The sequence below is a fragment of the Mucilaginibacter sp. 5C4 genome, assembly GCF_034345625.1.
GTDB lineage: Bacteria > Bacteroidota > Bacteroidia > Sphingobacteriales > Sphingobacteriaceae > Mucilaginibacter > Mucilaginibacter aurantiaciroseus.
On sequence record NZ_CP133775.1, the window covers coordinates 3,631,258 to 3,645,896 of the forward strand.

At 47.1% G+C, this 14,639-nt stretch carries 11 protein-coding genes; 2 read left to right on the forward strand and 9 right to left on the reverse strand.

Going from position 1 to position 14,639, the window contains the following annotated elements; all coding sequences use genetic code 11:
• Positions 1-143 precede the first annotated feature (143 nt).
• Together RHM67_RS17070 and RHM67_RS17075 are read left to right on the forward strand one after the other, a co-directional pair.
• The gene (locus RHM67_RS17070) at positions 144-1,388 is read left to right on the forward strand and encodes a cystathionine gamma-synthase family protein (protein WP_322228214.1); all 1,245 of its coding nucleotides are present in this window, start codon (positions 144-146) and stop codon (positions 1,386-1,388) included.
• 349 nt (positions 1,389-1,737) lie between these two features.
• A complete protein-coding gene (locus tag RHM67_RS17075; RefSeq protein WP_322228219.1) occupies positions 1,738-2,097 on the forward strand; it encodes a hypothetical protein in 360 nt (119 codons plus the stop codon).
• Positions 2,098-2,108: 11 nt separating this feature from the next.
• On the opposite strand, the gene RHM67_RS17080 is transcribed toward RHM67_RS17075, so the two are convergent.
• The 9 genes from RHM67_RS17080 to RHM67_RS17120 all read right to left on the reverse strand — a co-directional run bounded on the left by RHM67_RS17080 (position 2,109) and on the right by RHM67_RS17120 (position 14,636).
• Positions 2,109-3,278 (reverse strand): polysaccharide lyase 6 family protein, encoded by a 1,170-nt coding sequence (locus tag RHM67_RS17080; RefSeq protein ID WP_322228224.1) that lies wholly within the window; start codon positions 3,276-3,278, stop codon positions 2,109-2,111.
• Between the two features lie 71 nt (positions 3,279-3,349).
• Positions 3,350-5,221 carry a RagB/SusD family nutrient uptake outer membrane protein gene (locus RHM67_RS17085; RefSeq protein WP_322228225.1) on the reverse strand — a complete coding sequence of 624 codons (1,872 nt, stop codon included), beginning with the start codon at positions 5,219-5,221 and terminating at the stop codon, positions 3,350-3,352.
• Between the two features lie 21 nt (positions 5,222-5,242).
• A complete protein-coding gene (locus RHM67_RS17090) occupies positions 5,243-8,479 on the reverse strand; it encodes a SusC/RagA family TonB-linked outer membrane protein (protein WP_322228226.1) in 3,237 nt (1,078 codons plus the stop codon).
• A 201-nt stretch (positions 8,480-8,680) separates the two neighbouring features.
• Positions 8,681-9,472: a DUF4350 domain-containing protein gene (locus tag RHM67_RS17095; protein WP_322228227.1), complete on the reverse strand. Its 792-nt coding sequence runs from the start codon at positions 9,470-9,472 to the stop codon at positions 8,681-8,683.
• Between the two features lie 237 nt (positions 9,473-9,709).
• Complete coding sequence (locus tag RHM67_RS17100) at positions 9,710-10,747, reverse strand: LacI family DNA-binding transcriptional regulator (RefSeq protein WP_322228228.1); 1,038 nt, start codon at positions 10,745-10,747, stop codon at positions 9,710-9,712.
• 89 nt (positions 10,748-10,836) lie between these two features.
• Complete coding sequence (locus RHM67_RS17105) at positions 10,837-12,129, reverse strand: MFS transporter (protein WP_322228229.1); 1,293 nt, start codon at positions 12,127-12,129, stop codon at positions 10,837-10,839.
• 14 nt (positions 12,130-12,143) lie between these two features.
• The gene (locus tag RHM67_RS17110; RefSeq protein WP_322228231.1) at positions 12,144-12,794 is read right to left on the reverse strand and encodes a bifunctional 4-hydroxy-2-oxoglutarate aldolase/2-dehydro-3-deoxy-phosphogluconate aldolase; all 651 of its coding nucleotides are present in this window, start codon (positions 12,792-12,794) and stop codon (positions 12,144-12,146) included.
• Positions 12,784-13,821 (reverse strand): sugar kinase, encoded by a 1,038-nt coding sequence (locus tag RHM67_RS17115; RefSeq protein ID WP_322228233.1) that lies wholly within the window; start codon positions 13,819-13,821, stop codon positions 12,784-12,786. Before RHM67_RS17115 ends, RHM67_RS17110 begins: the two co-directional genes overlap by 11 nt.
• Positions 13,821-14,636 carry an SDR family oxidoreductase gene (locus RHM67_RS17120; protein WP_322228234.1) on the reverse strand — a complete coding sequence of 272 codons (816 nt, stop codon included), beginning with the start codon at positions 14,634-14,636 and terminating at the stop codon, positions 13,821-13,823. The genes RHM67_RS17115 and RHM67_RS17120 overlap by 1 nt, the downstream gene beginning before the upstream one ends.
• Positions 14,637-14,639: the final 3 nt, after the last annotated feature.

Here is a 14,639-nt window from a genome sequence, read left to right on the forward strand (position 1 = left end):
GTGTGGTATCTTAATAATTGATAAAAAACTTAACTGCATAATATTGTAATTTGAACCTAAACTTTTGACCAGATATGCCTTTAGCTTTGGTTTTTATAACGCAGATGGCTATAATTGCGAATTATTACTTTTTCTCATCCATCATGACAAAACAAAAAGGATTCACAACCACCCTGCTACATGCCGACCGCCTTCGCAAACCGGAGTTTGGCGCATTGCACCAGCCCATACATACCACGGTTACCTGGGGTTTTGATGATGTGCAGGGCCTTGTGGATGTGTTTCAAAATAAGGCCAAAGGTTACGCTTACTCCAGGCAGGGCAACCCTACTACCGCCGCTTTAGAGAGCAAGGTAACCATGATGGAAAGCGGCCTGGCATCGGTAAGTTTTGCTACCGGGATGGCGGCTATTATGGCTACTGTTTTCGCGCTGGTAAAAAAGGGCAGCCATATTGTGGCGAGCAGCTACCTGTTTGGCAATACCCGCAGCGTGCTGCAAACGTTTACCGAAATTGGTTTAGATATATCTTTTGTTGATGCCACATCGGTAGATAAAGTAAAAGCTGCTTGCAAGGATAACACCTGCATGGTGATGGTAGAAACCATTGCCAACCCGGCCACCCAAATTGCCGATCTGGTCAACATTGGCGAATTATGTGCCAAAAAAGGTTATATCTACGTAGTGGATAATACCATGACATCGCCATACATTTTTCAACCGGTTACGGTTAAGGCATCGTTGGTAATCAACTCGTTAACCAAATATATTGGCGGCCATGGCAACGCGCTTGGCGGCAGCGTTACCGATACCGGCTTGTACGACTGGGCTAACTATCCCGGCATTGCCCCTATTATTCGCGAGCAGATAAAACCCGACATGCAGGGCATTACCCAGATCCGTAAACGCGGCCTGCGCGATGGTGGCGGTACGCTTGCCCCTGAAGCGGCACATAGTTTATCGTTAGGTGCCGAAACTTTAGCTTTAAGGCTTGAACGCGTGTGCGGAAATGCAGGCGAACTGGCCGAATATCTCGAAAGCCACCCGTTGGTTGACAAGGTTTACTATCCCGGCTTAAAAGGCCATCCGCAGCACGAGCTTTCTAAAAAGTTATTCCGCTTCCATGGCGGGTTAATGAGTTTTGCATTGAAGGATGGTGTGGATATTTTCGCGTTTTTGAACCGCCTGCAGGTGGTTATTAAAAGCAGTAACCTTGGCGATACCCGCACACTGGCTATCCCGGTGGCGCAAACCATATTTTTTGAGCTTGGTGCCGACAAACGTGCCGAAATGGGGATCCCCGAAGGGATGATCCGCCTATCGGTTGGTATCGAGGACCGAGAAGATCTGTTGGAAGATTTTAAGCAGGCATTGGATGCTGCTTTGTAAGCACCAAAACAAGTAGCATACAAAAGGCAAATGAATTATCATTTGCCTTTTGTATTATCTGTTTATTTGAACATGAGCCTTAGCAGGCATAACTGCCGCACGCGCTGGCTCATTAATGCACTTGGCCGGCAGCACATATATCACAATAAAAATAACAATGGTCGACAGGAAACCACCGCCTATTTTTTAGCGCCCCAGGCAGCTATTATCCCTCTAAAAAAATTATTCATGTATGCCTACACATTATAGCATATAATTTTGGCCAATAGTATCACAGCTATCTAATAACACAAATCAAAACCGGCAATTTAAACGCAAATATTTAGCTTAGCGGCCATCTGCATAACACATGATAAAAGCTTATAAACTATACACCGGCGACGACGGCCACTCGCATATCCAAACCGGCACTTTAGCCGAGGGCGCTTTTAACCAGGCCTCAGCCATCAGGTTCCAGGAATCGCCACCGCATTCGTTTTACGACTGGCATAACGCCCCCGCCAATCAGTATGTGATCACTCTCTCGGGCACGCTGGAATTTGAAACTATGCCCGGCGAAACGTTCATCCTTAAACCCGGTGAAATTTTAATAGCCATGGATACCACCGGCACCGCCCATAAGTGGAAGTTAATTGATGAGGCCCCGTGGATCCGCGTTTATGTCCCGTTGACAGGTCGCAGCCAATACCATTTATCGCTGATGAGATAGCGTAGGCTTCCTTATTGTACAATTGGATTTTTAGTATTGGTGATGTTGTTATTCAACAACTCGTTATTATAAGGTGCAATGTCCTGCACGGTGCGCGATGGATAGCGCTTAGTGTCGAACTTACCGGTCCAGTCGGCGTTTTTGGCACCACCTATGAGGATGCCGGTATCACAATATTTGATTTGGTTATTTTTAATAATGCAATCGCCGGCTGCAATGTAGAAGCCGGTATCTATTTTACCCTTCGCCATGCCATACATTAGCCTGATAGCGATGGGCAGTTTCTCAAATTGATTATTGCTGATGGTATGCCCGGTACCGTTTATTCGGATGCCGCCGGTGCCGCCTTTAAAACGGTTGCTATCTACCAAACATTCGTGGCCGCCGCGCATCACCAGTTCGCCATGGCAATCTTCAACATAGTTATTGATATATTTATTGCCCGATGCCTTGTTACTGATCACCTCCGGCTCGCCACTACAGCGAATAAAGCGGTTATCCCGCACCGTGGCATAAGCATATCGGTTACCCAGCAGGATGGGGTCCTGCCCTATTTGTACGCATTCGCCGCCGTTATTGCCTTTCCAGGTAACGCTGTCCTTGTTCATAAAGGTATTATGGTCTACAAGGGAATGTAACGGTACGGTTTCTTTACCTATCCTCACCTGCACATCCATGTTATTTTTATTGCTGATGAACAGGCTATGATCTACCCGGTTATTATCCCCATCGCCGGAGATAACCACTATCGGCATAAACTGGCTATTAACGCTGATCTTTGTAAAAAAGCAATCAGTAACCCGGCAGTTTTTTGTCGCGTTAAGCTGAATGAGTATCACATCCTTCCCCTGTCCTTTAAACAATTGGCAATCCTCAAATTTTAATCCCTTGAGTTGGATATAACTCCCCAAAACATAAAACACAGATTGGCGTACCTTGCCCGAGAAAACCACTTTGCCCTTGTGCTCCGCCCGGATAACAATTGGCTTATCTACCGTGCCATTGGCATTGATGGTAACCGCCCAACTGGTATAAGTACCGTTAGCTATCACAATCTCATCGCCAGGAGCGATGGTGGCAGCTGCTTTGTTAAACTCATCCGGCGATCTTACTTTGTAAACCTTGCCAAAGCTTAGCTGAACGGCAAACAGGCATATTATAATGGATAATGTGTTTCTCATAAAGGCGGTGGTAAAAATTAAACCAGGCCCACACCCGGGCCGGGTTCACTCAACTTAATGTACTAACTCACTTATTCAACTATTTTATCTAAAGGGGGAATATTATTTTCGGAACCGGCATACCCTTTGTTTTGATTGATGTGCCCGTTAATGTTCAGGTCAATCTCTGACTGGGGTACCGGCCACAACACGTGGTAAGGCGAAATGGTATAGTGGTTACCCGAGTTGGTTAAAACGTTAGGATTTTTGTAGAAATCGTTCTTCTCCATTATCCTATCGTAAAAAAAGTTGCTGGTAGCAAACGTACCAACCTGGTAAGTTTTACCATTGTATGCCGCTTTGCCGGTTTGGGCAAATATGAAGGCGATACGGGTAAGCTCTGTTTTACGCGGCTCTTCCCAGTAAAGTTCGCGTTGGCGTTCATCTAATATGGTGCCTATGTTTACCTTGCTGTCGTCTGTCAATAACTCTGCTTTTGCACGGGCCCTTACTTTGTTAATATCAGCCATGGCCAATGAGGTTTGGCCTTTCCACCAGTATGCCTCGGCGCGTAACAGGTAGGTCTCTGCCAGGCGGAAGATATACCAATCGGTATTGGTACCGCGTGGCGGGCTCCACCATTTGTCTGCAGCTGTTTTACCGGATCCGATAAACACCTTATAGTGCGGCCAGCCAAACCACGCGCGGATGGTATCTTTAGCACCATTCAAAAAGCGTTGATTTACGTTGGCTGCGGTGTATTGCTGCAGGTTTTTGCCGTACCATGTTGGGTCACTTGTTTTTAGCCCCGGCTGGTTATAAACCAGGTCGGTCATATCTGCCCACATGCCTTTGGCGTGGCGCAGATCTGTGTTATCCGTCCAGATGTATTTGGTAGCGTAAGGCGTACCACGCATCCGGCCAATACCACGGCCATATAATAAGGTAAGCGGGAACTCCTCAATAATCTTATCAGATATGCCGGGTTTTAACGCGCCAGGTGTTAGAATGGTACCATTATGCCACATGGGCACACAGTTACGCATCACCTGCGACCCGTTTGCGGTAGCGCCCTCTAAAGCCTCGCGATCGATCACAACATAAAGCGCTTCGGTGTTTGAGGCAATAGATTTATTCTCGGGGCGGTGCAGGTCCCAAACAACATTTTTGCTGGCATCGCTCGCAACAATACCAAAGCGGTTATTCATCAATGCATAGGGGCCGTTTATGGCGATGTTTGCCGACGCGATGGCATCATCAAACAAACCTAAAGCCAGGTTAATTTTGGTTAGCAAGTGGGCTGCCGCGCCTTTTGATGGCTCGCCTTTGTTGCCGTTATCTACCATTTTAGTAACCGCAAACTCCAAGTCGGTTTTCATCTTTTTAAGGATGACGATGCGTTGAGTGCTTTGGAACGCGGTGTTCACGATAGTTTCTTCTTTCAAGATCAATGGCACATCGCCAAACTCGTGTACCAGGCGGTAATACCTGTAAGCCCGGTGGAAATAAGCACCTGCCAGCACCCTGTTCTTGTCATCGTCAGATGGCCAGGTAACGTCGTTTATCCTGCTGATGATCACGTTGGCATCGTGCACACCCTGCCACCAAACCTGCCAGTAGCGGCCTATTTTGTTAAAGTCGTCGCTATTTAGGTTAGCGGTTGGCGTTATGCGGATGTTAAGATCCTGCGCCGGGGTGGTTTTATCAGTAGTACCCTCCACAGCAGCATCGGTAAATATCGACTCCGTTAGCATGGGTGCCGCATCACCAAAAAATTCGAACCTTACGCTCAGGTTTAAGTTAAGCAATGCCGCGCGGAATGCACCCGGGTTAGTTAGGGTATTGCCCGGCGTAAATTTCGACGGTGCCTCGGGGAACAGGTCGCTCCGCTTGGTACATCCACCGGCTGCAAGCATGGCAGCAACGGCAAACACGGTTATTATACTTTTATTTATATTTTTCATGTTCTGATTTTCCTTTATACTTTAAAAAGTGACGTTAACACCTGCGGCCAAAAATCTTGGGGTTGGGCCGCTGTTTTGTGGGTCCCACAATGGCCAGTCGGATATTACGGCGGCGTTGGTAGCGTTTACAAAGATCTTTGTGCTGCTCATGCCTACGCGTTTGATCAAAGCCGGGGCGAATGTGTAACCCAGCGATACCGTTTGCAGCCTCACAAATGATGCTTTGCGCCACACGTTGATGGTTGTACCCGATGAGCCTGAGTTTAAGCGGGCGTAGTCATTAATGGGGTTATCCGGCGTCCAATATGGCATCACATACGAGTTCATACGGCCATAACCTACACCGCCCGCGTTGTTGGTAGCCTGGTTAAACTGTTTTAACTGACCGATGCTTGATACCAGCATGAACGAAAAATCAAAATGCTTAAAAAAGTTAAAATCGTTACGTAACGACCAGTTGAATTTCGGTGCTGTCGAACCCAGGAAAACCTTATCATCATTGGTGAATTTTAAGTCGCCGTTCATGTCCTGCAACTTAAAATCGCCCGGTACGGCACCGTATTTTTTGGCTTCGTCTACCTCCGGGGTTTGCCATACACCCTGGATCTTGTAATCCCAAACGGCATCAATATCATGGCCTACAAACCAGCCGTTACCGCGGTCGTCATTTTCTTTGGTAATAGTATTGCCGGCAGCGTCTTTTGTTTGGTATTCGCCATAAAGGTGATTGATCTTGTTACGGTTAAGGTAAAAGGTACCCGTAGCGCTCCAGTTAAAATTCCTGCTTTGGATGATCTTACCCTCTATCAATACCTCTATACCTTTATTGTTAACCTCGCCAATGTTGGTGTACAGGTTTGAGGTGGCAAAGCCCTGTAATTGCAGCAACTCGCGTTTTACGATCAGCCCGGTTGTTTTACGGTTGTAAACATCTATCGACCCATTGATGCGGTTGTTCAAAAAGGCAAAATCTAACCCTAAGTTAGGGCCGGTGGTGCGCTCCCAGGTAAGGTCGTTGTTTTGTAAAGAGGTGATGAAGATACTGTTGTTGTTCAACAGCGTTCCATCCGGGCCAACGGTTGGGTATTTGGCACCGCTGATAACAGCAAGGGCAAGGCTTGGATCTGCAGTGCCGCTGGCTAAACGGTTACCATTAGTACCGTAACCAAAGCGTAGTTTACCATAGTTTAACCATTTAAAGAGATCAGTTTTAAAGAATTTCTCCTCGCTGAATGTCCATGCTACTGCCGCATCCTGGTAGTTTTGGCGTGGCCTTTTTAAACCGAACGGCGAGAAACCATCCCGGCGGGCTGTAAACGTAAAGTTATACTTGCCTAACAGGTTGTAGTTGATCCGCCCCATTATCGCGTCGGCATTGTACACACGGTCGTCGCTACTTTCTACAGGTAATGTACCGCCGCCAATGTTGTGGTAGCCTAAAACATCGCTCGGGCTAAACTGCGAGTTGTTGGCACGGGTGTACCAGGTTTGGTATTTCTCTTTATTCAACAGGAATGTCGCATCAAAGGTATGGACGCCGAATGTTTTGTTCCAGGTTAAGATGTTATCCAGATTGTAACGGTAGCGCTGCTCCATCGAGCGGTAGGCAGTACCCGTAAGCCCATTCACCGGGATCTCGTTAGGGTTTGCCCCCGGCCTGAAGAAGAAGTTTTTGTACGACTCGAATTGCGGCGAGAAGTTCAGCGTGTATTTAAACCCGAAAGGAAGATCGACCTTGGTAAACAGGGTGGTGAACAATACATTTTGGGTGTACAAATTGCTATTGTAACGGCTACCCAGGAATGGGTTACGCTGGTTTAAGCCGCTATCGTCCGTCGCTATCCGGGTTAAATTGCCATCGGGTTTGTAAACGTCCCCGTAAGGCGATGATTGGATGATCTGCCCCCAATCGGCCTCATTAAGGTCGTAACCGGCAACGTTGAACGGGTTGCTCGAGTGGCTTTCATCGCGCACCGCGTATTGGGCATTAACACCCACGGTTAAAAAGCTGGCGGCCTTGCCCTCCAGGTTCACACGGAAACGGGTATTGTTGTAATCGCCGCCCTGGATCAGGTTTTGGTTTTTGGTGAAGTTGCCCGAAAAGTAGTAGCTAACCTTATCGCTTTTGCCGGATAAACTCGCGGTATAATCCTGGCGGATGCCATCCCTAAAGATCAGCTTTGACCAATCGGTAACCTTACCGGCTTTGTAATTGGTTATCTCGTTAGGGAACAAACCAAGGCGCTGCAGGTAAACATCAACCGGGTCGCCGGTAGCGCCTGAGAGAAATTGGTCGAGCGTTACGCCCGACGGCAGGTTTCTTGGGTCGCTGTAAAAATAGGCTGGTTTGGTTGAGTTAGCGCTACGCTGCACATCAGAACGCCAGTGCAGGAAGTCCTCACCCTGGTAAAATTTCTGGTTTTGCAGCAACTGGGCAATGCCTGTATTGGCGTTTAGGCTAACCACCGGGGCACCTGTTTTACCTTTTTTAGTGGTGATGGCAACTACGCCACCGGCAGACTGCGCGCCGTAAACGGCCAAAGCACTTGGGTCGCGCAGCACATCTACCCTATCAATATCATTTGGGTTAACATCGGCAAGGTCACCGAAAAAGATCACCCCATCCAAAACGATCAACGGCGATACGTTACCGGACAGACTGGCTTTACCCCTTATTTGCAGATCGCCCGCGCCACCACCTTTGGCAGAGGTGTTTAGCCCTACCGAAATACCCGGCACCGCGCCACGCAATACATCGGTAACGCTGGCTGGGTTGTCATTCTCAAATTTATCGGCCTTAACGCTGGTGATAGCGCCGGTTACATCTTTTACAGCACGTGTGCCGTAACCAATAACCACCACCTCGTTTAAATCTCGCGAGTTTGGCAGTAGCTGCACGTTATATTCGGTAGCGGCACCAACGGTTACTTCTTTGGGGTTGTATCCAATAAATGTGTACACCAATACAGCACCTTCATTTGCTTCAATTGTAAATTTGCCGTTCACATCGGTAGTGATGCCAATGGTGGTACCTTTTATGCGTACGCTTACACCGGGTAAGGGCAGGTTCTTTTCATCGGTAACGGTACCGGTAATTTTAGCCTGGGTTGCTGGCCGGTTGTTTTTAATAACTGCTTTACCGGCCTGCTCCTTCTGGCCGGGGCTGTGCGCGTAAGTGTTCCCAACCAACGCGAATAACGATATGGTGGTGAAAACGGCGCACTTTTTTAGCGTTTTTTGTAGAGGTCTATTCTTCATATTTATATGCTAAGAATTAAGTTTTCAAAAAAATTGGCAAAAGGGTTCCCCAGCGGGTATTGCACCGCAAATTTTTGCTTCCGATAAGATGTTACCTGATTTTTTTAGAGGTTGTCGGGGTATGGCATCAGCGGTGATCTATATCACTGGCTTTCGGGTTTTTTATTGGTCATTGGTTTCTGGGGTTTAGTTAACACTGGCTTATTGGTTTGATTGTTTGTGAGATAAAAGGAATGTGGTAAGGTCTATAGCGGCCTTATCGTTGTCGAAGCCCGCAGGCAGGCGTCCGTTTACATATTCGTTATACAGCCAAGGGTCGCCAACGGCAAAAATTGTTCCCTTGCCGTACCGTACAATGGCGGCTATTGTTGAGCCGATCGCTGATTTTAAGATCGGTTTTGCGCTGCCGGTTAATGCTATGCTGCAAACGTCTTTCATGAAAACTTTCCTGGCCGTTTTAAAGACGAAATTGTGGCGGATCAAAGTCGCGCCGTCCTCAAAATGGGCATCGTCTATCACATGGTTTTGCATGTCGTTATTAAAATGCAAGCCAAATTTTTCTGCCAGGATATTGAAATGCGGCAGCTCCACATTGGCGCTGTCGTTGGCCATCAGCACCAGCTTGCCGCCTGCTTTTACCCACTGGGCAATGTTATCGGCATCGGCTTTGGTGATATAATTAGGTAATGGATTTTCCTTTTTGCTATCCGGGTCAACAATGATATAAACAGCTGTTCCTTTGAGGTTTGCAATAGTTGGCGTAACCTCCAATGTGCTTAAAATTGCACCCTGCGATTTAAAGATCTCGCCCCATTTAGAGAAACCCGTATTGGCCGTATCTTCCCATAAATAATGAAATCGCTCGGGCTGCCCTGCTTTATTGGTACGCGTTTCCCGGTTAAAATAATAATCGAGCGCAACCGTTTGCCCCATTACCTTAATGGTAACAATTGAATACACGAAGAGTATTACAACAAACAGCTTGCGTTTCATTTCCGTAAAAAAATTGATAATATGTATACAGCGTTTATAATTGGTATATGTATAACTGCACTAACCAAAAATACCTTTGTTAGCTTAACGTTGGTATTGTTTAGGCATATTTATTTACTACATCGTTTTCGCTACGTGGCAGTTACGTAATTTTTGACGCTTATAAACCCTGTTTAGGCAGGCGCTGTCATACAAACAATTAAAAACACTAAGGTGGGAATTTTATCTGGCAAAGAATTATTGCTTTTTGGGAGCGGTCGAGTCGCGTGTTACCAGTTGGGTTGGCAACACAATAGTTTCAAATTCGTACACGGGGCGTTTGGCCAAAATAAGTTCTAAAAGCTTTTGGGTAGCCTTTTGGCCCATCTCGAAACCGGGCTGGTAAACCGAGCTAAGTGAAGGGTTAAGCACATCGGCAAGGTTGGTATTGGTGTAGCCTATCAGGGCAATTTCCTGCGGAATTTTGATCTTCAGTTTATTCATCAAAAACAGTGTTGTGGTGGTTATCCTATCGGATGTGGTGAAGATGGCATCGGGTTTATCGTCAACTGCAAGCAGTTCGGCTAAAGCATTTTCTATCTCTCCAATATCGCGGCCGCCATGCGGGCAGTATTTTATAATGCTTTCATCTACAGCAATACCGGCTTCTTCCAACGCTTTTTTGTATCCCGCGAAGCGTTCTTTGGTGATGGAAATATTCGGCGGACTGGTGATATGCGCTATCCGTTTATACCCCGAATCCAGCAGGTGGCGGGTGGCATCGTAACCGCCTTTAAAGTTATCTGTAATTACTTTGTGGGTATCTATCTCATCCGTAATCCTGTCAAAAAATACGATGGGCAGGCCCTGTTGGTGCAGGGTTTTCAGGTGTTCAAAATCGTGGGTTTCTGTAGATAGCGAGATCAGCAAACCATCAATAGAATGGTGTGTAAGCTGCCCAACGTTTTTCACCTCAATATCAAACGATTCGTGCGTTTGGGTGATGATGACGTTGAAGCCCGCCTCGTAAGCAACCGACTCGATGCCGTTGATCACCTGTGAAAAAAACTGATTTTCGATGGTAGAAACTACAATACCTATTGATTTGCTGTGCCCCTGCTTTAAGCTTTGGGCCATTGGGTTTGGGCGGTAATTATGCTCTTTGGCGTATTCGTTTACAACTTTTTTGGTATTCTCGCTTATCTCGTAACTATCCCGCAAAGCCTTTGAAACCGTAGAGACCGAGAGGTTTAGCGCCGCAGCAATATCCTTTATTGTAATTGAACTGAAATTCATATTGGGTTGCACGTTAAGCAAACATCACTGCACCGGCTTAACATTGTACCAATATAGAAAATCTTTACCTGTTTGCCTAAATTAGGCCACTACAATTTTACAATTCGGGGTTTAGGAGATAACAAATGCATAATAAGCCACGCCAGCAAATAGGCGCAGGCGCAAATAATGAATAAGATGTTGTACCCGCCTGTAATATTCCCCGATGCCTTGGCCGAATCCAGGATCCAACCGATGAAGAACGGAAAAGCTATACCCCCAATTGAACCTGCCATCCCCCCAATACCTACTACCGAACTTACGGCCCGTTTAGGGAACATATCTGACGCGGTTGTAAAGATATTGGCGCTCCAGGCCTGGTGAGCCGCGGCTGCCAGACTAATTAAACCTACCGCCTGCCAGATATTGGTTGCATACCTCGCCGCGAATATCGGCACCACGCAAACCGCGAAAATGAACATCGCAGTTTTGCGTGCCTTAAATATGGGCATGCCCCTTTTTATAAACCACGACGATAAATAGCCGCCGCCTATGCTGCCAATAGTGGTAGCGGTGTAAATCAAGATCAGGGGCAATGATGGCTTTTTAAGATCAAGGTTGAACGTGCTTGAAAAATATGACGGCAGCCAGAAAAGGAAAAAATACCACATCGGGTCGGTAAGGAATTTGCCTACTAAAAACACCCAGGTTTGCCTGATGCCGAATAGCCTGCCCCATTTTATTTTTTCTTCGGGGACATTCTCCGTTACCGGCTCTTCTATATCACTATGGATATGCTCAAACTCGGCCTCGTTTATTTTTTTATGCCTTGACGGGATCTCGTAAAGTATCACCCAAAAAAACAGCCATACAAAACCTATTGCACCCGTTATAATAAAAGCCATCTGCCAGCCATAAATACCGAGGATCCATGGCACCATGGCCGGGGCCAATACAGCACCAATGTTGGCGCCAGAGTTAAAGATACCCGTAGCCAATGCCCGTTCCTTTTTTGGGAACCACTCCGCCACAACTTTTATAGCCGCCGGGAAATTACCCGCTTCGCCTAAACCTAAAGCCGCCCTTACCGCACCAAAACCCAGGGTAGATTTTACGATGGCGTGCAGCATAGCAGCCAAACTCCAAACCACAAGCGATATGGTATAGCCCAGTTTAGTGCCTATTTTATCGATAATGCCACCAAAAGCGAGCAAACCAAGGGCGTACGCGGCCGAAAACGCCATAACAATGTGGCTGTAATCGGTCTCTGTCCAGCTAAATTCTTTCTCCAGCGTTGGTTTCAGGAAGCCGATCACCTGCCTGTCGAGGTAGTTAATGGTGGTGGCAAAAAACAGCAGTGCAACTACCACCCATCGGTAGTTGGTTCTTTTGGTATCGCTCATAATTGGTTTATATTTTATCTTGCCGATGCTACCATTTGCAGCGCCCGCAGGGTTTCGGTATATAATTGGTCATATGCTTCATTGTCGATAACATCTTTCGTGATCAGCTTGCTGCCCATCCCAACAGCTGATACGCCGGCCTTAAACCAGCTGCTAATGTTCTCCTGGTTCATCTCCACCCCACCCGTTGGCATCATCAAAAGCCCCGGGAACAAGTCTTTTACCGCCGATACAAATCCCGGCCCCAGCACATTGGCGGGGAACAGTTTTACAAGCGTTGCCCCAAGTTCCTGCGCCTCGTACATTTCGCTCGGTGTCATACAACCGGGGATCCAAAGCAGGTTATGCTGTTTAGCTACGGCGGCCACTTTGTGGTTCACCAAAGGCGAAATCAGGAAATCGGCCCCGGCCTCCTCAAAAGTTTCGGCCTCTTGTGCCGATTTTATGGTACCGATACCAAGCAGCAAACCCGGCAGGTCCAACTTTTTTAGTGCCTTAAAATTCGCGATAGCAGCCCCGCCACGGTTGGTATATTCGATAACACGGATGCCTGCCTCATACAGTTTTTGGGTGATAACGATGCTTACCTCCGGGCTGTCGTTATAAAACAACGGCAATATGCCTTGCTTAATAATGCTATCCTGTATGGCTTTTTTATCTGTCATGTTTAATGGCTTTGGTTATTTGCGCCACGGTGCTTTTTGTAGCATCGCCGGGTATAGATAGTTTTTCGAAAGCCGCGGCTGTGGCAAAATCAAGCGTATCTTGCGGCTGCATTTGTTTGCAATAACCATAGATTAGCCCGGCCATAAAGCAATCGCCGCTGCCTACTTTGTCTATTACCTGCTCGGCAACATATTCGGCGCTGTTATGAAACTCGACGTCCTGGTAAAGGGTAGTGTAATATTTTATCCCCTGCTGATGATTGAACCTAAAGGTATTGGCAACTGCCCTGCATTTTGGGTATTGTGCCATGATTTTTTCGGAAACATTCGCTGCTTCTTTCAAATAGTTTTCTTTTATACCGATGCTATGGATATTCGCATCAACCGCTATCCCTAACAGGCTTTCGGCTGCCCAAACGTTACCCATGATGAGGTTGCAATACTTTACCAGTTTCGGCATAATTTCTTGCGGAAGCTTGCCGTATTGCCAAAGTTTGGCTCGGTAATTCAGGTCGATAGATATTGTAATATTGCGTTGCGATGCAGCTTTTAAAACCTCCTCGCAAAAATCGGCGGTTTGCTGGCTTAGCGCCGGGCAAATAGCGCTAAAGTGAAGCCAGCTTACGCCCTGCAACACTTTATTCCAGTCGATGATACCGGGACTTAACTCCGCAAAAGCCGAGCCTGCCCGGTCATAGATCACGGCATCATGTTTCATATCTGCACCTTTGGTCAGGTAAAACAGGCCAAGGCGGCTGCCGCCTTTAAAAATGGCCGAGGTATCAATACCCCGGTTAGCCATGTAATTAACCAACGTACTTGCAAGCCCGTTATCAGGCAACGCCGTAAAATATTTTGTATCGATGCCCCATAAAGCAAGCGCTGTGGCAACGTTTAGTTCGGCACCGCCGACATGAACTGGCAACTGGTTTGTTTTCAGCCAATCGCCATCCGCATCGGGGCAGATCCTGAGCAGCAGTTCGCCAAAGGTTAAAACCATACCGTTATTTGAATTAGCTATGTCCATTATACGCCGCCAAATATCGAGAACCCACCATCAACACATATCATAGACCCGGTAACAAATGCCGAGGCATCGCTCAGCAGCCAAACCAGCGCGCCTATCAATTCATCCGGGTTACCAAAACGTTTAAATGGCGTTTGTTTAATAACTTTTTCACCTCTTTCTGTAAAACCACCATCGGGCGTGGTTAACAGGTTGCGGTTTTGCTCGGTAAGGAAAAAGCCGGGCGCCAGGGCATTCATGCGGATAGTATCACCATAACGGTTAGCCAGCTCCACCGCGAACCATTGGTTATAGCAATCAACCGCGGCCTTACCCATATTGTATCCCAGCACTTTTGTTATAGCCCGTTTAGAGTTCATGGACGAGATATTCACGATACTGCCCTTACCCGTTTTGGCAATGGCCTCGCCAAAAACCTGTGTAGGTAAAAGCGTTCCCCAAAGGTTTAGGTCGAGCGTGCGTTTCATGCCATCAATATTCATTTTGAAGATATCCTCATCGGGTTGTAAAACGCCTTCGGGCATATTGCCGCCAGCACCGTTCACCAGGCCGTCCAATCGCCCAAATTTATCAAGCAAAGTTTGTTTGGCGGCTTGCAGGTCCTGCTCGTTCAAAACATCGGCGACTAAGGCAATGGCTTGTCCGCCGTTTTTGTTAATTGCATTGGCACGTTCTTCGGCAACCTCTTTATTGCGGCCCAAAATGCCTACCGCGCCGCCCGCCTCAACAATACCGTTGATGAACGAGTTGCCCAGTATGCCGGTACCGCCGGTTACTACTATTACCTTACCCTTTAAAGAGAAATTATTTTCCATGGT

Excerpts from the sequence above, each read along its gene's own strand:
- RHM67_RS17100 (WP_322228228.1), bottom strand. The coding sequence starts at position 10,747 with ATGAATTTCAGTTCAATTACAATAAAGGATATTGCTGCGGCGCTAAAC.
- RHM67_RS17090 (WP_322228226.1), bottom strand. The coding sequence starts at position 8,479 with ATGAAGAATAGACCTCTACAAAAAACGCTAAAAAAGTGCGCCGTTTTC.
- RHM67_RS17120 (WP_322228234.1), bottom strand. The coding sequence starts at position 14,636 with ATGGAAAATAATTTCTCTTTAAAGGGTAAGGTAATAGTAGTAACCGGC.
- RHM67_RS17075 (WP_322228219.1), top strand. The coding sequence starts at position 1,738 with ATGATAAAAGCTTATAAACTATACACCGGCGACGACGGCCACTCGCAT.
- RHM67_RS17110 (WP_322228231.1), bottom strand. The coding sequence starts at position 12,794 with ATGACAGATAAAAAAGCCATACAGGATAGCATTATTAAGCAAGGCATA.
- RHM67_RS17115 (WP_322228233.1), bottom strand. The coding sequence starts at position 13,821 with ATGGACATAGCTAATTCAAATAACGGTATGGTTTTAACCTTTGGCGAA.
- RHM67_RS17095 (WP_322228227.1), bottom strand. The coding sequence starts at position 9,472 with ATGAAACGCAAGCTGTTTGTTGTAATACTCTTCGTGTATTCAATTGTT.
- RHM67_RS17080 (WP_322228224.1), bottom strand. The coding sequence starts at position 3,278 with ATGAGAAACACATTATCCATTATAATATGCCTGTTTGCCGTTCAGCTA.
- RHM67_RS17105 (WP_322228229.1), bottom strand. The coding sequence starts at position 12,129 with ATGAGCGATACCAAAAGAACCAACTACCGATGGGTGGTAGTTGCACTG.
- RHM67_RS17085 (WP_322228225.1), bottom strand. The coding sequence starts at position 5,221 with ATGAAAAATATAAATAAAAGTATAATAACCGTGTTTGCCGTTGCTGCC.
- RHM67_RS17070 (WP_322228214.1), top strand. The coding sequence starts at position 144 with ATGACAAAACAAAAAGGATTCACAACCACCCTGCTACATGCCGACCGC.